At 68.5% G+C, this 17,780-nt stretch carries 19 protein-coding genes and 1 riboswitch; of the genes, 15 read left to right on the top strand and 4 right to left on the bottom strand.

Annotated features, from left to right (window positions below):
* Window positions 1-4 precede the first annotated feature (4 nt).
* The 11 genes from E5P2_RS08850 to E5P2_RS08800 all read left to right on the top strand — a co-directional run bounded on the left by E5P2_RS08850 (window position 5) and on the right by E5P2_RS08800 (window position 11,733).
* Window positions 5-1,555, top strand: a complete 1,551-nt coding sequence (locus E5P2_RS08850) for a tripartite tricarboxylate transporter permease (RefSeq protein WP_162566740.1) — start codon at window positions 5-7, stop codon at window positions 1,553-1,555.
* Window positions 1,552-2,382 carry a sugar phosphate isomerase/epimerase family protein gene (locus E5P2_RS08845; RefSeq protein ID WP_162566739.1) on the top strand — a complete coding sequence of 277 codons (831 nt, stop codon included), beginning with the start codon at window positions 1,552-1,554 and terminating at the stop codon, window positions 2,380-2,382. Before E5P2_RS08850 ends, E5P2_RS08845 begins: the two co-directional genes overlap by 4 nt.
* A gap of 35 nt (window positions 2,383-2,417) precedes the next feature.
* Window positions 2,418-3,848: an enolase C-terminal domain-like protein gene (locus E5P2_RS08840; RefSeq protein ID WP_162566738.1), complete on the top strand. Its 1,431-nt coding sequence runs from the start codon at window positions 2,418-2,420 to the stop codon at window positions 3,846-3,848.
* A gap of 35 nt (window positions 3,849-3,883) precedes the next feature.
* On the top strand, window positions 3,884-5,047 hold the full coding sequence (locus E5P2_RS08835; protein WP_162566737.1) for a Gfo/Idh/MocA family protein: 1,164 nt from the start codon (window positions 3,884-3,886) through the stop codon (window positions 5,045-5,047).
* A gap of 10 nt (window positions 5,048-5,057) precedes the next feature.
* Window positions 5,058-6,242, top strand: coding sequence for a dihydrodipicolinate synthase family protein (locus E5P2_RS08830; RefSeq protein ID WP_162566736.1), 1,185 nt, complete (start codon window positions 5,058-5,060; stop codon window positions 6,240-6,242).
* A 73-nt stretch (window positions 6,243-6,315) separates the two neighbouring features.
* Window positions 6,316-7,248: a Bug family tripartite tricarboxylate transporter substrate binding protein gene (locus E5P2_RS08825; protein WP_443083548.1), complete on the top strand. Its 933-nt coding sequence runs from the start codon at window positions 6,316-6,318 to the stop codon at window positions 7,246-7,248.
* Complete coding sequence (locus E5P2_RS08820; RefSeq protein ID WP_162566734.1) at window positions 7,226-7,933, top strand: SDR family NAD(P)-dependent oxidoreductase; 708 nt, start codon at window positions 7,226-7,228, stop codon at window positions 7,931-7,933. Before E5P2_RS08825 ends, E5P2_RS08820 begins: the two co-directional genes overlap by 23 nt.
* 5 nt (window positions 7,934-7,938) lie before the next feature.
* On the top strand, window positions 7,939-8,856 hold the full coding sequence (locus tag E5P2_RS08815; RefSeq protein ID WP_162566733.1) for an NAD(P)-dependent oxidoreductase: 918 nt from the start codon (window positions 7,939-7,941) through the stop codon (window positions 8,854-8,856).
* A gap of 4 nt (window positions 8,857-8,860) precedes the next feature.
* Complete coding sequence (locus tag E5P2_RS08810) at window positions 8,861-9,739, top strand: sugar phosphate isomerase/epimerase family protein (protein ID WP_162566732.1); 879 nt, start codon at window positions 8,861-8,863, stop codon at window positions 9,737-9,739.
* 46 nt (window positions 9,740-9,785) lie between these two features.
* Entirely contained in the window at window positions 9,786-10,877 is a 1,092-nt protein-coding gene (locus E5P2_RS08805; RefSeq protein WP_162566731.1) for a DNA glycosylase AlkZ-like family protein, read from the top strand.
* Window positions 10,878-10,975: 98 nt separating this feature from the next.
* Window positions 10,976-11,132, top strand: a riboswitch (FMN riboswitch).
* An 85-nt stretch (window positions 11,133-11,217) separates the two neighbouring features.
* Window positions 11,218-11,733: a 6,7-dimethyl-8-ribityllumazine synthase gene (locus E5P2_RS08800; protein ID WP_162566730.1), complete on the top strand. Its 516-nt coding sequence runs from the start codon at window positions 11,218-11,220 to the stop codon at window positions 11,731-11,733.
* Here the strand turns inward: E5P2_RS08800 and E5P2_RS08795 are convergent.
* The 3 genes from E5P2_RS08795 to E5P2_RS08785 all read right to left on the bottom strand — a co-directional run bounded on the left by E5P2_RS08795 (window position 11,651) and on the right by E5P2_RS08785 (window position 14,152).
* Window positions 11,651-12,385, bottom strand: coding sequence for an alpha/beta hydrolase family protein (locus E5P2_RS08795; protein ID WP_162566729.1), 735 nt, complete (start codon window positions 12,383-12,385; stop codon window positions 11,651-11,653). The two genes, E5P2_RS08800 and E5P2_RS08795, sit on opposite strands and share 83 nt — an antisense overlap.
* Before the next feature lie 127 nt (window positions 12,386-12,512).
* Window positions 12,513-13,841: a GIN domain-containing protein gene (locus tag E5P2_RS08790; RefSeq protein WP_197908471.1), complete on the bottom strand. Its 1,329-nt coding sequence runs from the start codon at window positions 13,839-13,841 to the stop codon at window positions 12,513-12,515.
* On the bottom strand, window positions 13,838-14,152 hold the full coding sequence (locus E5P2_RS08785; protein WP_332107566.1) for a PadR family transcriptional regulator: 315 nt from the start codon (window positions 14,150-14,152) through the stop codon (window positions 13,838-13,840). The genes E5P2_RS08790 and E5P2_RS08785 overlap by 4 nt, the downstream gene beginning before the upstream one ends.
* Window positions 14,153-14,284: 132 nt before the next feature.
* Between E5P2_RS08785 and E5P2_RS08780 the strand changes: the two genes are divergently transcribed.
* Genes E5P2_RS08780 through arsH form a run of 4 tightly spaced genes read left to right on the top strand, consistent with a single transcriptional unit; the run spans window position 14,285 to window position 16,427 of the window.
* The gene (locus E5P2_RS08780) at window positions 14,285-14,614 is read left to right on the top strand and encodes an ArsR/SmtB family transcription factor (protein ID WP_162566727.1); all 330 of its coding nucleotides are present in this window, start codon (window positions 14,285-14,287) and stop codon (window positions 14,612-14,614) included.
* A complete protein-coding gene (locus tag E5P2_RS08775) occupies window positions 14,611-15,297 on the top strand; it encodes an aquaporin (protein ID WP_162570405.1) in 687 nt (228 codons plus the stop codon). Before E5P2_RS08780 ends, E5P2_RS08775 begins: the two co-directional genes overlap by 4 nt.
* Window positions 15,290-15,715, top strand: a complete 426-nt coding sequence (gene arsC, locus E5P2_RS08770) for an arsenate reductase (glutaredoxin) (protein WP_162566726.1) — start codon at window positions 15,290-15,292, stop codon at window positions 15,713-15,715. Before E5P2_RS08775 ends, arsC begins: the two co-directional genes overlap by 8 nt.
* On the top strand, window positions 15,705-16,427 hold the full coding sequence (arsH, locus tag E5P2_RS08765; RefSeq protein WP_232080629.1) for an arsenical resistance protein ArsH: 723 nt from the start codon (window positions 15,705-15,707) through the stop codon (window positions 16,425-16,427). Before arsC ends, arsH begins: the two co-directional genes overlap by 11 nt.
* Window positions 16,428-16,450: 23 nt before the next feature.
* Here arsH and E5P2_RS08760 read toward each other — a convergent pair whose 3' ends face one another.
* Window positions 16,451-17,692, bottom strand: a complete 1,242-nt coding sequence (locus E5P2_RS08760) for an MFS transporter (protein WP_162566725.1) — start codon at window positions 17,690-17,692, stop codon at window positions 16,451-16,453.
* Window positions 17,693-17,780 lie beyond the last annotated feature (88 nt).

Genomic DNA, 17,780 nt, shown 5'->3' with positions numbered 1-17,780 from the left:
TGCCATGTTCCAAGGCCTCGAGCTCTTCGGCCAAGCCTACCTGGGCTTTCTCAATATCACCTCGATCACGTACGGCCTCGGCGGCGCGCTGATCGGGATCATGGTCGGCTGCATGCCCGGCCTCTCGGCCACGCTGTGCATCGCGCTGCTGACCACGCTCACCATCAAGCTGCCGACCAACGACGCGATCCTGATCCTGATCTGCTCCTACGTCGGCACGCTGTACGGCGGCTCGCGCACCGCGATCCTGCTGAACATCCCGGGCACCGCCGCCAACGCGGCCTCGTGCGCGGACGGCTATGCGCTGGCGCAGCGCGGCGAGGCCGGGCGCGCGATCGGCATCGCGACCTCGGGCGCCTTCATGGGCACGCTGTTCGGCGTGCTGTGCCTGGCCGCGTTCACACCGATGCTGGCCGAGGTGGCGCTGTCCTTCGGCGCCTTCGAATTCTTCTGGCTCGCGCTCTTCGGCGTCGCGATGTCGGGCAGCATCGTCGGCGACGATCCGCTCAAGGGCTGGCTGATGGGCGCGCTCGGGCTGTTCGTGGCGCAGATCGGGCAGGAAGGCCTCTACGCCTACGACCGCTTCACCTTCGGCTGGGGCGAGCTCTCGGGCGGCATCTCGCTGATCCCCGCACTGGTCGGTGCCTTCGGTTTCGCCGAGGTGCTGACCACGCTCGCCGATCCCGCGGAAAAGAAGCTGGTCGAGTTGCGCGACTCGGTGCTGCCACGCTTTCGCGAGGTGGCGCAGTACTGGCGCACGGTGCTGCGCTCGGGCGTGATCGGCGTGCTCACCGGCCTGATGCCGGGCGTCGGCGAGGACGCGGGCGCGTGGATGTCGTATGCCGCCGCCAAGGCGACCACGCGCGAGAAGGAGTTGTTCGGCAAGGGCTCGATCGACGGCCTGATGGCGGCCGAGACCGGCGACATGTCCTCCATCCCCGGCCACATCATCCCGTGCCTCGCGCTCGGCATTCCGGGTTCGGCACCATCGGCCGTGCTGATGGCTGCGATGATCATCCACGGCGTGCAGCCCGGGCCGATGATGATGATCTCGCATCCGCAGTTCGTCTACGACGTGGTCGCCATGACCTCGCTGGCGTCGATCAGCATCCTGATTTTCGGCCTGTTCCTCGTGAAGCCGCTGCTGCTGGTGCTGCGCATCAAGCGCACCGTGCTGATGCCGATCATCTTCCTGCTGTGCACCGTCGGCGCCTTCGCCAGCGCCTCGCGCCTGTTCGACATCTACTGCATGATCGCGATCGGCATCGGCGCCTTCTTCCTGCGCCGCCGTGGCTACCAGATGGCGCCCTTCGTGCTGGGGCTGGTGCTGGGTCCGCTGCTCGACAAGAGCCTGCGCCGCGGCCTCGTGCTGTCCGACGGCAGCCTGGCGCCCTTCTTCACGCGGCCGATCTGCATCGGCTTCGCCACCGTCACCATCTTCACCATCCTGCTGTACATCCCGCCGTTCAAGGCGCTGGTGCAAGGCATCACCGGGGCCGTCGGCCGCGGCATCAAGTCGCTGCTGCCTTCGCGCAGCCGGGACATCGCGCCATGAAGATCAGCCTGTGCAACGAAGTGCTGGCCGGCATGCCGCTGGAGAAGCAGTGCGAGTACGCGGCCGGGCTCGGCTACGACGGTTTGGAGATCGCGCCCTTCACGCTCGGCGACACGCCCGACGCGGTCTCCGCCACCGAGGCGGCGCGCATCCGCGGCGTGGTCGAGTCCTTCGGCCTGGTCGTGACCGGGCTGCACTGGCTGCTCGTGAAGCCTGCCGGCCTGTCGCTCACCGATCCCGATGCCGCGCTGCGCGCGCGCACCTTGCAGGTGATGGACCGCCTGACCGCCCTGTGCGCCGAACTCGGCGGCGCGGTGCTCGTGCACGGCTCGCCCGGGCAGCGCCGGATCGCCGACGGCGAGACGCATGCCGTCGCGCTGGCGCGCCTGCAGGACGCGCTGGCCCATGTCGCGAAGACGGCCGCGTCGCATGGCGTGGTCTATTGCATCGAGCCGCTCTCCTCGCGCGAGACGCAGATCCTCAACACCGTCGCCGAGGCGGCCGAAGTCGTGCGCGCCATCGACAACCCGCACCTGCGCACGATGATCGATTGCAGCGCCGCGGGCTTCGGTGAAAGCGAGCCGATGCCGGCGCTGATCGACCGCTGGTTGCCGACCGGCTTGATCGGCCACGTGCAGGTCAACGACCCGAACCGGCGCGGACCCGGCCAGGGCGAGATGGCCTTCGCGCCGATCCTCGCCGCGTTGAAGCGCAACGGCTATGCCGGCACGATCGCCGTCGAGCCCTTCGACTACGTGCCCGACGGCCCGGGCGCGGCGGCCTTCGCGGCCGGCTACCTGCGGGGCCTGCGCGAAGCGCTCGCCTGAGTCCTTCGCCTTTCTCTTTCTCCGAGACCGATTCCATGTCCGTGCCGTTCCGCATCCTCGACATCCAGCTCTGCGAGCGCGGCGTGGTGCTGCGCCTGCCCTTCCGCTTCGGCGTGGTCACGCTGACCGCTTGCCCGCAGGCCTTCGTTCGTGTGCGCATCCGCACCGAGGACGGCCGCGAAGCCGAGGGCGCCGCGGCCGAGTTGCTGGCGCCGAAATGGTTCGACAAGAACCTCGCACTCAGCAACGAGGACAACTTCGACCAGCTGCGCGATTCGCTCGCGCTGGCACGCGATGCCTATCTCGCCGAGTCCGAGGCGCACAGCGCGTTCGGCCATTTCGCGGCGCACTACCAATCCCAGATCGAAGCCGGCGCCGCGCGGCAGCTCAACCCGCTCGTCGCCTGCTTCGGCCCGGCGCTGATCGACCGCGCGCTGCTCGACGCACTGTGCCGCGCGCTCGGACAATCCTTCTACGCGGCCGTCCAGGCCAACCTGCCCGGCATCGATGCGCGCCTCGCGCCCGACCTGGCCGGCTTCGACCTCGATGCCTTCCTCGGCACGCTCAGGCCCTCGCGCGACATCGCGCTGCGCCACACGGTCGGCCTGGTCGATGCGATCACGGCCGCCGACCTCAAGGCGCACGTGGCCGACGGCCTGCCCGAGACGCTGGAAGAAGTCGTCGTCGCCACCGGCTGCCGCCATTTCAAGCTCAAGGTCTGCGGCGACGCCGAGCCGGACATCGAGCGCCTCACGCGCATCGCCGGCGTGCTCGCGCGCGTGCCCGACTGCGTGGTCACGCTGGACGGCAACGAGCAGTTCAAGGACGCCGAGAGCGCCGCGCAATTCTGGAACCGCGTGCAGGCCACGCCAGCGCTGCAGCGCCTGGCCGCCGCCACGCTCTACATCGAACAGCCGCTGCCGCGCGCGACCGCGCTGCGGAGCGACGTGCGCGCGCTGGCCGCGATGCGGCCGGTGCTGATCGACGAATCCGACAGCACGCTCGACGCCTTCACGCAGGCCATCGCCTGCGGCTACACCGGCGTCTCGAGCAAGGACTGCAAGGGCATCTATCGCTCGCTGCTCAATGCCGCGCGCTGCCGTCAGCTCAACCTGCGTGCCGAGGCCGAAGGCCGGGGTGCGCCCTACTTCATGTCGGCCGAGGACCTGACCACGCAAGCCGGCCTGGCGGTGCAGCAGGACCTCGCGCTGGTCAACCTGATCGGCCTCGGCCATGTCGAGCGCAACGGCCATCACTACGTCGACGGCTTCGCCGGCCAGGGTGCGGGCGCGGCCGAACGCCAAGCTTTCCTGCAGGCCCAGCCGGGCCTCTACGAAGCCGCGGGCGACAACGTGCGGCTGCGCGTCGACCGCGGGCGCATCGACCTCTCCTCGCTCGACGCGCCCGGCTTCGCTGCCCGCGCCCATCCCGACTGGACCACCCTTCAACCCCTGCGCAGCGCCTGATCGCGCGCGCCCCACCCTCACGAAAGAGAAACACCATGGCCACCCAACGACTCGGGATCATCATGCACGGCGTCACCGGACGCATGGGCATGAACCAGCATCTGATCCGCTCCATCGTCGCGATCCGCGCGCAGGGCGGCGTCACCCTTTCGAACGGCGACAAGGTCATGCCCGACCCGATCCTGATCGGCCGCAACGCCGACAAGATCGAGGCGCTGGCCAAGGCCCACGGCATCCAGCGCTGGGGCACCGATGTCGACCGCGCGCTCGCCAACAAGGACGACACGATCTTCTTCGACGCCGGCACCACGCAGATGCGCCCGACCCTGCTGGCCAAGGCGATCCGCGCCGGCAAGCACGTCTACTGCGAGAAGCCGATCGCGACCAACCTCAACGAAGCCGTCGAGATCGCGCGCCTGGCCGAAGGCTCCGGCCTCAAGCACGGCGCGGTGCAGGACAAGCTCTTCCTGCCCGGCCTGCGCAAGCTCGACATGCTGCGCCGCGCCGGCTTCTTCGGCCGCATGCTGTCGGTGCGCATCGAGTTCGGCTACTGGGTCTTCGAAGGCGACCTGCAGCCGATCCAGCGCCCCTCGTGGAACTACCGCAAGGAAGACGGCGGCGGCATGATCCTCGACATGATGTGCCACTGGCGCTACGTGCTCGACAACCTGTTCGGCGAAGTGCAATCGGTCTCGTGCCTCGGCACCACGCACATTCCGAAGCGCTGGGACGAGGACGGCAAGCCCTACGAAGCCACCGCCGACGACGCCGCCTACGCCACCTGTCAGCTCAAGGGCCACAACGGCGAGCCGGTGGTCGCGCAGGTCAACATGAGCTGGGTCACGCGCGTGCGCCGCGACGACCTCGTGACCTTCCATGTGGACGGTACCGATGGCTCCGCCGTCGCCGGCCTGTCGTCCTGCCGCGCCCAGTCGCGCGTGGCGACGCCGCGCCCGGTGTGGAACCCGGACGAGAAGCAGACCATGAACTTCTTCGACCAGTGGCAGGAGATTCCGGATTCGCAGGTCTACGACAACGGCTTCAAGATCCAGTGGGAAGCCTTCATCCGCCACGTGGTCGAGAACGCGCCCTACCGGTGGACGCTGCCCGAAGGCGCCAAGGGCGTGCAGCTGGTCGAGGCCGCGCTGGAAAGCTGGAAGGACCGCCGCTGGGTCGACGTGCCGGCGCTGAAGATCTGAGGACCTGCCGATGGCCATCGCACTCACGCTCCCGACCGCGGGCGGCGCGCTCGCCCCGTACACGCTGCGCGGCACGGCGCCGGTCAAGCCCGCCGCGGGCGTCGCCTTCAACCGCATCGCCTACTCGGCCGCGCACGTCGTGGCCGATCCGCTGGCGGCCATCGATCCGTGGCTGCAATGCGCGGTCGACTGGGACGCCACCATCGCCTACCGCCGCCGCCTGTGGTCGCTCGGTCTCGGCGTCGCCGAGGCAATGGACACCGCGCAGCGCGGCATGGGCCTCGACTGGCCGACCTCGCTCGAACTGATCCGCCGCTCGCTCGACGCCGCGAAGGACGTGCCCGGCGCGCGCGTCGCCTCCGGCTGCGGCACCGACCACCTCGACATCGATGCGGTCAGGAACGTCGACGACGTGATCCGCGGCTACGAGGAGCAGATGGCCGCGATCGAATCGCTCGGCGGCACGCTGATCGTGATGGCGAGCCGCGCGCTGGCCCGCGTCGCGAAGAGCCCGGCCGACTACGAGCGCGTGTACGACCGCATCCTGCGCCAGGCCAGGCAGCCGGTGGTGCTGCACTGGCTGGGCGACATGTTCGATCCGGCGCTCGCCGGCTACTGGGGCACGGCCGATATCGACCGAGCGATGGACACCGCGCTCGGCATCATCGCCGCGCATCCGGACAAGGTCGATGGCATCAAGATCTCGCTGCTGGACAAGGACAAGGAGATCGCGATGCGCCGCCGCCTGCCCCGGGGCGTTCGCATGTACACCGGCGACGACTTCAACTATGCCGAGCTGATCGCGGGCGACGGCCACGGCAGCGAGCCCATGCACGGCCAGAGCGATGCGCTGCTCGGCATCTTCGACGCCATCGCGCCGGCCGCGAGCGCGGCCCTCGGCGAACTCGCGCAGGGCCATGTCGAGAAGTTCCACGCGATCCTCGGGCCGACGGTGCCGCTGTCGCGCCACATCTTCGCGGCGCCGACACGCTTCTACAAGACCGGCGTCGTCTTCATGGCCTGGCTCAACGGCCACCAGAAGCACTTCACGATGGTCGGCGGCCAGCAGAGCACGCGCTCGCTGCCGCACTTCGCCGAGCTGTTCCGGCTGGCCGATGCGGCCAATCTGCTGGAGCAGCCCGAGCTCGCCGTGCGCCGCATGAAGACGCTGCTGGCATTGCACGGCGTCGAATGAGCGCCTGACATCCATTCGCCCCACCACCCCTTCGAGGATACCGACGATGAAGCGCCTTTTCAGACGACTGCTGATGACAAGCCTGGGGATGATTGCCTTCGCGGCCGGCGCGCAGAGCTATCCGACGCACACGGTGCGGGTCATCATTCCCTTCCCTCCCGGTGGCACGCTCGACACGGTCGGGCGCATGCTGGCGCAGAAGCTCGGCGAGCAGATGGGCCAGACCTTCATCGTCGAGAACCGGCCGGGCGGCAACGGCACCATCGGCGCCGAACTGGTGGCACGTGCCGCACCCGACGGCTACACGCTGCTGTTCAATGCATCGACCTTCACCTCGGCGCCGATGACGATGAAGTCCGTGCCCTACGACGTGGTGAAGAACTTCGAGCCGATCGCGCTGGTGGCCAAGGCGCCGCTCGCGGTGGCGATCAACAAGAACCTGCCGATCACCGACGTCAAGTCGATGATGGGCTATGCCAAGGCGCACCCCGGCAAGATGACCTTCGCGGTCGGGTCGATCGGCTCGGCCGGCCACCTGTCGACCGAGCTGCTCAAGCGAGCCGGCGGACTCGACTACCTGATCGTTCCCTACAAGGGCACGGCGCCCGCGTTCCAGGACCTGATCGGCGGCCAGATCGACGGCTTCATCGATCCGATCCTCGGCTCGCTGGAATATCACAAGAGCGGCCTGCTGCGCGTGATCGCCGTGACCTCGAAGACGCGCGCGCCGAACCTGCCCGACGTGCCGACGGTGGCCGAGACCGTGCCCGGCTACGAGTTCTACAGCTGGTACGGGCTCTGGGGTCCGGCCAAGCTGACGGCCGCGGTGACGACGTCGCTCAATGCCGAGGTCAACAAGGCGCTCGCGACCGACATGAAGGACAAGCTCGCGCAGCAAGGCCTGCTGCTGACGCCGGGCAGCGCCGAGGACTTCGCGAAGTTCCAGCGCGAGGACATGGCCCGCTCGCAGAAGATCGTCACCGATGGCCACATCCGCCTCGAATAAGCGCCGCGCACTGGTGACGGGCACCAGCTCCGGCATCGGCCTGGCCATCGCGCTGCAGCTGCTCGACGACGGCTGGGAAGTCACGGGCTTCGACATCGCCACGGCGACGCTCGACCACCCGTCTTTCAGTCCGGTGCAGGTCGACCTGAGCGACGGCGCGGCGATCGATGCGGCGACCTCGGCGCTCGGCCCGGTGCAGGCACTGGTGCATGCGGCGGGCGTGCTGCGCGTCGCACCGCTCGGCGCATTGCGCGCCGAGGACGGCCAGCGCATGTGGCAATTGCACGTCGACGCCGCATCGCGGCTCGCGAACCGCGTGGTGCCGGCAATGGTCGCGGCCGGCCACGGGCGCGTCGTGCTGCTGGGCAGCCGCGTCGCCGTCGGCTCGCCCGGGCGCAGCCAGTACGCGGCCAGCAAGGCCGCGCTGATCGCCTTCGCGCGCAGCTGGGCTGCGGAGGTGGTCGCGTCGGGCGTCACGGTCAACGTGGTCTCGCCCGCGGCCACCGCGACGCCGATGCTCGGCGACCCTTCGCGCGCAGCCGCCTCGCCGGTGCTGCCGCCGATCGGCCGCCTGATCGAGCCGCGCGAAGTGGCATCGCTGGTCGGCTACCTGCTGTCGCCGGCGGCGGCCGCGATCACCGGACAGGACATCCGGATCTGCGGCGGCGCCTCGCTGCCGCGCTGACGGCCATGGCACGCGACGCACACGGCACACCCATCGGCATCGTTGGTCTCGGCCTGGTCGGCAACGCCATTGCGCGCCGGCTCGAAGCGGCCGGGTTCCGCACCCTGGGCTTCGATGTGCGCGAGGAAGCGCGCGCATCTTTCGCCGACGCCGGCGGCGGCGTCGCCGCGTCGATCGCCGAAGTCGGTGCGGCGGCCGGCACGGTCATCCTGGCCGTGTTCGAAACACGCGATGTGATCGAAGTGGTCGAAGGGCCGGACGGCCTTCTGTCGCGCGGCGATGTGCGCACGCTCGTCGACTGCTCGACCGGCGCGCCGTCGCTGCTCGAAGCACTGGCCGCACGGCTGGCGGCGCGTGGCGTGGTCTTCATCGAGGCGCCGTTGTCCGGTTCGAGCCAGCAGATCGCGGCCGGCGAGGCGACCGTGCTGCTCGGCGGCGCGGACGATGCGATCGCGCGCTGCACGCCGCTGCTCGATGCGCTGTCGCGCCGCCGCATCCATGTCGGCGGCCCGGGCATGGGCGCCAGGGCCAAGCTCGCCACCAACCTCGTGCTCGGGCTCAACCGTGCCGCGCTGGCCGAAGGCATGGTCTTCGCCGAGACGCTGGGCATCGCGCCGGCGACTTTCCTGTCGCTGGTGCTGGCCACACCCGCACATTCGGTGGCCGCCGAGACCAAGGGCCGCATGATGGTCGAGGGCGACTTCGCGCCGCAGTCGCGCATCCGCCAGCACCTGAAGGATGTCGACCTGATGCTCGACGGCGCACGCGGCGCCGGCCAGCGGCTGCCGCTGTCCGAAACCCATGCCGCGCTGATGCGCGCCGCGATCGCGGCAGGCGACGGCGATCTCGACAACGCGGCCATCCTGCGGCAGCTGCGGCGCGAAACCCTGCCGCCCTCCCCGTCCCCACCGAACGAAGACTGAAGACATGCGCGACTTCTCCGCCGACCACGACTGGCTTTCGATCAACACCGCCACGGTGCGCAAGCAGCGCGGCGCCGAAGTGCCGCTCGACCGCATCATCGACCAGTGCGCCGCGCGTGGCATCCGCGCCGTCAGCCCGTGGCGCGACCAGGTCGCCGCGGTCGGCCTGGATCGCATCGCGAAGCAATTGCGCGCCCATGGCATCGGCCTGTCCGGCTACTGCCGCGGTGGTTTCTATCCGGCGCCCGATGCCGCGGGCCTGAAGGCCGCGCTCGACGACAACCGCCGCGCCATCGACGAGGCGAAGACGCTTGGTGCGCCGTGCGTGGTGCTGGTGGTCGGCGCACTGCCCGGCGCGCTCGACGGCAAGGCGCTCTACAAGGACCTCGCCCGCGCACGCGGCGAGGTGCGCGATGGCATCGCGGCTTCGCTCGCCTACGCGCGCGAGGTCGGCATGCCGCTCGCGATCGAGCCGCTGCATCCGATGCAGGCGGCCGACCGCGCCTGCGTCAACACGCTCGAACATGCGCTCGATCTCTGCGATGAGCTCGATGCATCGCGCAGTGGCATGCTGGGCGTCGCTGTCGATATCTACCACGTGTGGTGGGATCCGAAGCTGCAGCAGCAGATTGCACGCGCCGGCAAAGAGCGCCTCTTGGCCTACCACGTCTGCGACTGGCTCACGCCCACGCGCGACCTGCTGTCCGACCGCGGGATGATGGGCGATGGCGTGGTCGAGCTGAAGAAGATCCGCGGCTGGGTCGAAGCCGCGGGTTTCGCAGGCTTCAGCGAGGTCGAGATCTTCTCGACGCTGGACTGGTGGCAGCGCTCGGGCGAAGAAGTTCTAGACACCTGCATCGAGCGCCATTCCAGCGCGGTCTGAACGCGCCGCGCCAGCGCATCGCGGCCGGCTGTGCTGCAATTCACGCATGGCTGAACCGACCCTCGACGACCTGCGCCGCTACGCGGTGGCGCGCACGCTCTTCAAGCCGACCACGCTGGGCCGCGCCATCCAGCGCCTGGGCTTCGTGCAGGCCGACCCGATCCGCGCACCGGCGCGTGCGCAGGACCTGACACTGCGCCACCGCGTCGAGGACTACCGTGCCGGCGATCTCGAAAGCCGCTACACCCGGCTCGCGGTCGAGGAAGACTGCCTCGTCAACTACGGCTTCCTGCCGCGTGAACACCTGGCCCTGATGCATCCGCGCGAGGCCGCGCGCGCGTGGGACGCGCAGACGCGGCGCCGCGCTGCCGAGCTGCTCGACTTCGTTCGCGCCCGAGGGCCGGTGCATCCGCGCGAGGTCGAGCAGCATTTCGCCCACGGGCGCGTGGCGAACGCCTGGGGCGGTTCGAGCAACGCGACCACGCGCCTGCTCGACGACATGCACTACCGCGGCCTGCTGCGCGTGAAGCGGCGCGACGGCGGCACGCGCATCTATGAAGCGGTGACGCATCGGCCCGCCGACGACAGCCCCGCCGCACGCGCACAACGCGCCGCCGCGCTGATCGACCTGGTGGTGCGCAAGTACGCGCCGCTGCCGGCCGCGAGCCTGACCTATCTCGTGCGCCTGCTGGGCTACGGCGCACCGCATCTGTCGGCGCAGACGCAGGCGGCGCTGCGGCTCGCGCGCGACCAGCTCGCCAGTTGCCGCATCGACGGCACCCTCTGGTACTGGCCCGCCGACGAGAACCCGGCTTCGCGGCGCCATGTATCCGACGACGCGGTGCGCCTGCTCGCGCCCTTCGATCCCGTGGTGTGGGACCGGCGCCGCTTCGCGCTGCTCTGGGGCTGGACCTACAAGTTCGAGGCCTACACGCCGGCGCCGAAACGGCAGTTCGGCTACTACGCCCTGCCCCTGCTGCAGCACGACCGCGTGATCGGCTGGGGCAACCTCTCGGTGCGCGAGGGATCCTTGCAGGCCGACTTCGGCTATGCCGCGCGAAAGCCGGCCGGCGCCGCATTTCGCGCGGCGCTCGACGACGAGCTGCAGCGCATGACGCACTTCCTCGCCGGCCGCTGAACAGGTCACCCCGGCGCGCCCCAGGGTTTTCGCTCCTGCGTGACAGCGGGCACGCGCAGCCCTGTCTAGAATCGCAGCGTTCCGGCTTCGGCCGGAGCAAGCGTTCTCAGGGCGGGGCGAAATTCCCCACCGGCGGTGATGGCGACACGTTCGCACGAGCCCGCGAGCGCCTGCGGCCCGTCATGGGCCGCAGGGTCAGCAGACCTGGTGAGATCCCGGGGCCGACGGTCACAGTCCGGATGAAAGAGAGCGCGGCCCCGTTGCCGGCAGGCGCGTTCGCGCGCGTGGCCGGTGCGGGGTTCGTGCGCCCTGATTCAGGCAACCTCTGCAAAGGCCATCCATGAGTCAGATCAACGACCTTCCCCTCTCCGCCGTCAACGCGTCCGACGCGCCGCGCGGCCATCGCATCGCCTTCGTCCAGGCCCAATGGCATGCGGACATCGTGCACCAGGCGCGTGATGCCTTCCTCGCCGAAATGAAGCGCCAGGGCGTGCCTCTCGACACCATCGACGTGTTCGACGTGCCCGGCGCCTTCGAGATCCCGCTGCATGCCAAGCGCCTCGCCACCTCGGGCCGCTATGCCGCCATCGTCGGCTGCGCGCTGGTGGTCGACGGCGGCATCTACCGCCACGAATTCGTCGCCAGCACGGTGGTGAATTCGCTGATGGCGGTGCAGCTCGAGACCAACGTGCCGATCCTCTCGGCCGTGCTGACGCCGCACCATTTCCACGAGCATGTCGAGCATCGCAAGTACTTCCACCGCCACTTCGCCGTCAAGGGCGTCGAGGCGGCCGAGGCCTGCATGAAGACCATCGAAGGGCTGCGCCGCGTCGACGCGTTGCTTGCTGCAGCCTGAGCCCATGAAGCGCCCAGAGGTGCTTCTCGGGCGACCCTAGATGCTGGCCGAAGAAAGCCACCACCTGCGCGTTGAAATCGCCATGAAAGGCGACACGGTCGAAGCCTGGACGATCGTTGCAGATCTCGGGTAGCGCATTGGCCATCGGCAGCGTGCAGGGTGCCACGAATGCGAAGTGCGTGGCGTTCTGCACCAGATGCCATTCCGGTTCGACGGGCAAGGCGTGGTGAAGCGCTTCCACGTCGCGCGCAACGATGCCGTCGCCGCCAAAGGCCGAGGCCCAAAGTTGGATGGGGAGCGTCATGGTCTTCAGATGATCCGCATCGAAGACAATGCTCAAAGGATCGACGACGACCGCGGGTGCGCACAAGCCATCGATCAAATGGAAGTCCGGCACTGCTCCCACCGAGACGAGTCCGGTGTACCCACCCATCGAAAAGCCGAAGAGGCCGACCCTGCTCGGATCCGGTGCGGCTTTTCCAACCCACGTGCCGAGCATGTAGTCGACCAGTCGCTTGATGTCCGCCGGACGCGTCGCATAGATCGACAGATGGCCCTGGCCGCTCTTGTCCTGAAAGTTGTCGCGCGGATGGCTGATAGCCGCAACGACGAAGCCCGCGTCGGCCAGCGCAGCCGCGGTGTCGTGGTGCACGAGGGACGAGCCGCCCCTGCCGTGCGAGATCCGGCGCAAAGGCAGAGGGCGGCGCGCGAGAGAAAGCGGACGAAGGTGATGGTGGCCATTCGTATCTCCTTTCACTTTGACGACGAGCAGGATTTCGCTACAGCACGCTCTCGATGCGCCCGCTGCCCGAGACCTTCGAGTGCAAGGTGGCCGGATGGCCGTGCAGCCTCACCCGACCGCTTCCGGCGATGGCGATATCGGCGCTGTCCTGTGCCGCGACCTGCACCTCTCCGCTGCCATGCACGACGATCTCCGCAGCGCGCGCCGAAAGGCCTTGCAGCTGTGCCGCACCCGAACCTGCGACGTTGAGCACGAGCCGCTGCACCGAGCCATTCGCAACGACATGGCCGCTTCCCCGGATGCGAAGCTCGAGCGTCTGCTGATCGATGCCTGACAGCGCGAGGTCGCTGCTGCCGTTGGCGCCCCATCGGGTGATCGACGGACCGGTCAGTTCAACCGTGAGCTGCGTCGCAGGCGCGCAGTCGATATCGCCATCGAGACCCAGCCTGCCATTCACGATATGCACATGCCCGATCACAGACGAATCGCCGCGCACGGTCGCCTCGGCCTTCGGCCCGGGCTGATAGCTGACCGAAGCGGGAAGATCGATGTCGAGACGGTCGCCCGACTCGAATGGAAATGTCACCGAGGTCGGCGAGGCATTGACCGGGGTCGAGGGCCCACAACGCCACCCCAGGTTCCGCAACGAGGCAGCGCCCCCGATCCGATGCAATCCACCGAGCGAACTGCCAAGCCCAAGAAGGACGAGCGCAACGATCAATGCGACGGCCGAAGCGACGGCGAGCTTTCCGGACGGGCTCCATGCCTGCGCCACGACATCGTTGCCTGGGTCTCGAACCTTGTCCCGATCCGGCTCCAGCAAGCGGTAGTGCAAGCGGACGTAGCGCCCGAGCAGCCGCATGCACGTGCCCAGACCGAGCCACAGCATCGAGCCGCCGAAGGCAAGGCAGGCGATCAACCCGAAGCCAACCAGCATGCGAACCAGCACACCCGGAATCGAAGCGCCATGCGCAGCGAACACCGCGTTGAAAATCACGTGCACGCCGGCCACGCCGAGCGCCAGCAGGCCGATGCCGAGGCCGACGGCAATGCAGACCACGACGAGCAGCAGCGGCAGCAGAAAGAAGATGTCGACCGCCGCAAGGCCTGCGAGCGCCAGCATGGCGGCGCCCAGATTGGCAAGGCTGCGATGGGCCTCGAAGCGTCGCAGGCCAGTCTCGGCACGCAGTTCCCGGGCGAGCCGCGCCGGATCGCCCAACGCGTCGGCGACCTCCGATTCGCTGCGCCCCGACGCGCGCGCCTCGGCGAAATGAGCCTCGTAGTCGGCAACGATCTCCTCGACCTCCTGCTTCGACAGGCCCGCGAGACCAGCTCGCAAGGTACGCAAGAATGTTTCGCTGTTCATGCCTGATCTCCGAGGAGTTGATCGACCGCTTTCACGAAGGCTTGCCAGTCACGCCGATGGGCCGCGAGCGCAGTACGGCCCGCTGGCGTGAGCCGGAAATATTTGCGCGAAGGCCCGCTGCTCGACTCGACCAGACGGGTTGCGACCAGCCCGTCGTTCTGCATGCGTCGCATCAGCGGGTAGATCGTTCCCTCGCCCATGCCCACCGCGCCGGCAAGCGTGCTGGCGATCTCGTAGCCATAGCTCTCCCCGCGCGCCAACAGGGCCAGCACACACAGATCGAGTGCGCCCTTTTTCAGTTGAACCTGGATCGATTCGGTCATGGTCGGGTGGGATGGCAGCTAGAGCATATAGCACACTACCTGTTTATGCAAGGTACATGTCGTTTGATGCCCTTCACGATGCTTGATCGACATTTCATCATTTCATGAAATAATGAATTGATGGAAGCAGCACAAGCCGTCCGCGCCCTGGGCGCGATCGCCAACGAATCCCGCCTTGCCGTGTTCCGGCTGCTGGTATCGATCGGGCCCGACGGCTTGCCCGCCGGCACGCTGGCCGAGATGCTGGACATCGCGCCGTCCGCGCTCTCGTTCCATCTCAAGGACCTGACCCATTCCGGCTTGCTGGTGCAGCGTCCCGACGGCCGCCGCATCATCTATTCGGCCAGCTTCTCGACCATGAACGCGTTGCTGGCCTACCTGACGGAGAACTGCTGCCAGGGCCAGGACTGTGGCGTCGGCACCGGCATGTCATGCAGCAAGACCGCATGACGCTGCAGCGCGCCGTCGCGGCCGAGTTCATCGGCACGGCGCTGCTGCTTGCCGCCGTGGTGGGCTCCGGCATCATGGGCGAGCGCCTCTCGGGCGGCAACGTGGCGATCGCGCTGCTGGCCAATGCGATCGCGACCGGCGCGGTGCTGGTGGCGCTGATCGCGAGTTTCATGGCGGTGTCGGGCGCGCACTTCAATCCGCTGGTCACGCTCGCGGAGGTGGCGCTGCGCCGCTGCACCGGTCGCAAGGCCATGCTCTACCTGCTGGCGCAGCTCGCGGGCGCCGTGGCCGGCGTGCTGGTGGCCCATGCCATGTTCGACCTGCCCTGGCTCGCAGCCTCCGCACATGTGCGAAGCGGGCCGCACCAGTGGTGGAGCGAGGTCGTCGCATCCTTCGGTCTGTTGACCGTGATCCTCAACGTGGCGAAGCATCGGCCCGAGGCCGTACCGGCGGCGGTCGGCAGCTATATCGCGGGGGCCTACTGGTTCACCGCATCCACCTCGTTCGCCAACCCGGCCGTCACGCTGGCGCGTTCGCTCACCAACACCTTCGCCGGCATCCGGCCGACCGATGCGCCGGGCTTCATCCTGAGCCAGCTGGCCGGTGCGGCGCTGGCCTTCGCCCTCTTCACCTGGATGGAGCGGGCACCTCCTTGTCCAACGAACGCTTCGTCCCATGACTGACATCACGATCTTCCACAACCCGGCCTGCGGCACCTCGCGCAACACGCTGGCCCTGATTCGCAACAGCGGCGCCGAGCCCGAGATCGTCGAGTACCTGAAGACGCCGCCCGGCAAAGACCGGCTGCGCGCGCTCGTCGCCGCGATGGGCATCACGGTGCGCGACCTGCTGCGGCAGAAGGGAACGCCCTACGAGGAACTCGGCCTGGGCGATCCGAAGTGGAGCGACGAGCAACTGCTCGACTTCATGGTCGCGCATCCGATCCTGATGAACCGGCCCATCGTCGTCACGCCGCTCGGCACGCGTCTGTGCCGGCCGTCGGAACAGGTGCTCGATATCCTGCCGTCCCCGCAGCAAGGCAGCTTCACGAAGGAAGACGGCGAACGCGTGATCGACGAGCACGGCCGCCGTGTGGGATGAACCGGCGACGCTGCCTGCGCTCGACGCGGCAGCGTTCAACGCACCCGACGCCGGGCGGCTGTGGCCCGCGGCGCGCGCTTCGCATGCGCCGCGCATCCTGATGCTCTATGGCTCGCTGCGTGAGCGTTCGTTCAGCCGCCTGCTCAGCTTCGAGGCCGGCCGCCTCCTGCGCACGATGGGCGCCGAGGTCCGCATCTTCGATCCGCACGGCCTGCCTCTGCCCGACGATGCGCCCGACACCCATCCCAAGGTACGGGCCTTGCGCGAACTCGCGGCCTGGGCCGAAGGCATGGTGTGGACGTCGCCCGAGCGGCACGGCGCCATGACCGGCATCCTCAAGGCCCAGATCGACTGGATCCCTCTCTCGCTGGGCGCCGTGCGGCCCACGCAGGGCAAGACACTGGCGGTGATGCAGGTCAGCGGCGGCTCGCAGTCCTTCAACGCGGTGAACCAGATGCGCGTGCTGGGCCGCTGGATGCGCATGCTCACGATCCCGAATCAATCCTCCGTGGCCAAGGCCTTCCTCGAGTTCGACGAGGCAGGCCGCATGCGACCCTCGGCCTACTACGACCGCGTGGTCGACGTGATGGAGGAGCTGATCAAGTTCACGCTGCTCACGCGCGATGCGGCGCCCTACCTGGTCGATCGCTACAGCGAACGCAAGGAAAGCGCCGAGGCGCTGGCGAAACGCGTGAGCCAGCCGCGGATCTGATCAACGACGCGCCGGCGCGAACCTCAGGCCGAGGCAGGCAGCAGCGCCTCGCGCCGCGCCCGCCGCACATTGAATGCGCTGACGATCAGCACGCCCTGCACCACGGCCAGGCCGATGATCACGCCCATGTCCTGGCCATGGTCCATCAGGCGGCCGAAGACCAGCGGCGCGAAGGCCTGACCGATGTCCAGCCCGGCATAGACCACGCCGTAGACCCGGCCGGTCGCGTTGGCCGGCGTCGAGCGCTTGACCAGCAGATCGCGCGACGGTCCCGCGATGCCGGTGGCGAAGCCCATCGCACCGAACATCACCGGCACCAGCACGGGCGCGAAATCGCCCATCGCAAGCACCAGGGCCACGATCGCCGCCAGGCCGAAGCCAGCGCCCACGATGCGTTCGCAATGCGAGGAATCGGCCGCCAGAAAACCGCCCACCACCATGCCCGCCGCGCTCGCCACCATGTAGATGGTGAGGCACACAGCGACCAGCGTCAGCGGCACCGCATGCAGATGGCCGGCCGCGGTCGGCGCGAAGGTCTGCACCACGCTCAGCGCCATCGCATAGAAGAAGAAAAAGCCGAAGCACATCCAGACCGCGGGAATCTTCAGGAAGGCGAATTCGCCGCCGGCGGCCATGTCCGATCCGGTCGCCTTGTGCACCGTCTTGACGTCGAGCGACAACGCACCGCGGTTGAACCACAGCACGAGCAGCACGGTCACCGCGAGCGCACCCGCCGAGGCCAGCGCCACGCGCCACGAGAAGGCCATCGCCAGCGGCACCACGAAGGCCGGCGCCAGCGCCCAGCCGAGGCTGCCGGTGATGCCGTGCACGCTGTAGGCATGCCCCAGCCGCGTCGGCGCCACCTTGCGGTTGAACAGCGTGTAGTCGACCGGATGGAAGACCCCGTTGCCCACGCCCGCGATCACCGCGCACGCGAGCAGCATCCAGTAACTCTGCGCCATCGCATAGCCGAAGGCCGCCACGCCGAGCAGGCCCAGCCCCACGAACAGCACCGGCCGCGGTCCCAGCTTGTCGACGATGAAGCCCGAGGCCGCCTGCACCATGCACGAGACGACGAAGAACACGGTGAGCACCGCGCCGAGCTCGGTGTAGCTCACGTCGAAGGCGTTCTTCAGCCATGGGAAGAGCGGCGGCAGGATCAACTGGCTGAAATGGCTGATGGCATGCGCCAGACCGACGAGGCCGATCAGCTTGACGTCGGCGCGCAAGGTGGGGACGGCCGCGGCCGCGTTGGAAGAAGACATGAATTGCTACAAGAAAGAAGGGCGAGCCCCGATGCTAGGCCAGCACGACGCGGCAGAATGGCGATAGAGAGACAACATTTGTCGCAAT

The sequence above is a fragment of the Variovorax sp. SRS16 genome (assembly GCF_901827165.1).
GTDB lineage: Bacteria > Pseudomonadota > Gammaproteobacteria > Burkholderiales > Burkholderiaceae_C > Variovorax.
Note: the sequence above shows the minus strand (reverse complement) of the source record. Positions and strands in the feature narration are given on the sequence as shown.

Excerpts from the sequence above, each read along its gene's own strand:
- E5P2_RS08790 (WP_197908471.1), bottom strand. The coding sequence starts at position 13,841 with ATGAACAGCGAAACATTCTTGCGTACCTTGCGAGCTGGTCTCGCGGGC.
- E5P2_RS08800 (WP_162566730.1), top strand. The coding sequence starts at position 11,218 with ATGAGTCAGATCAACGACCTTCCCCTCTCCGCCGTCAACGCGTCCGAC.
- E5P2_RS08810 (WP_162566732.1), top strand. The coding sequence starts at position 8,861 with ATGCGCGACTTCTCCGCCGACCACGACTGGCTTTCGATCAACACCGCC.
- E5P2_RS08845 (WP_162566739.1), top strand. The coding sequence starts at position 1,552 with ATGAAGATCAGCCTGTGCAACGAAGTGCTGGCCGGCATGCCGCTGGAG.
- E5P2_RS08835 (WP_162566737.1), top strand. The coding sequence starts at position 3,884 with ATGGCCACCCAACGACTCGGGATCATCATGCACGGCGTCACCGGACGC.
- E5P2_RS08830 (WP_162566736.1), top strand. The coding sequence starts at position 5,058 with ATGGCCATCGCACTCACGCTCCCGACCGCGGGCGGCGCGCTCGCCCCG.
- E5P2_RS08805 (WP_162566731.1), top strand. The coding sequence starts at position 9,786 with ATGGCTGAACCGACCCTCGACGACCTGCGCCGCTACGCGGTGGCGCGC.
- E5P2_RS08780 (WP_162566727.1), top strand. The coding sequence starts at position 14,285 with ATGGAAGCAGCACAAGCCGTCCGCGCCCTGGGCGCGATCGCCAACGAA.
- E5P2_RS08820 (WP_162566734.1), top strand. The coding sequence starts at position 7,226 with ATGGCCACATCCGCCTCGAATAAGCGCCGCGCACTGGTGACGGGCACC.
- E5P2_RS08775 (WP_162570405.1), top strand. The coding sequence starts at position 14,611 with ATGACGCTGCAGCGCGCCGTCGCGGCCGAGTTCATCGGCACGGCGCTG.
- E5P2_RS08840 (WP_162566738.1), top strand. The coding sequence starts at position 2,418 with ATGTCCGTGCCGTTCCGCATCCTCGACATCCAGCTCTGCGAGCGCGGC.
- E5P2_RS08815 (WP_162566733.1), top strand. The coding sequence starts at position 7,939 with ATGGCACGCGACGCACACGGCACACCCATCGGCATCGTTGGTCTCGGC.
- E5P2_RS08850 (WP_162566740.1), top strand. The coding sequence starts at position 5 with ATGTTCCAAGGCCTCGAGCTCTTCGGCCAAGCCTACCTGGGCTTTCTC.
- E5P2_RS08825 (WP_443083548.1), top strand. The coding sequence starts at position 6,316 with ATGACAAGCCTGGGGATGATTGCCTTCGCGGCCGGCGCGCAGAGCTAT.
- E5P2_RS08760 (WP_162566725.1), bottom strand. The coding sequence starts at position 17,692 with ATGTCTTCTTCCAACGCGGCCGCGGCCGTCCCCACCTTGCGCGCCGAC.
- arsC (WP_162566726.1), top strand. The coding sequence starts at position 15,290 with ATGACTGACATCACGATCTTCCACAACCCGGCCTGCGGCACCTCGCGC.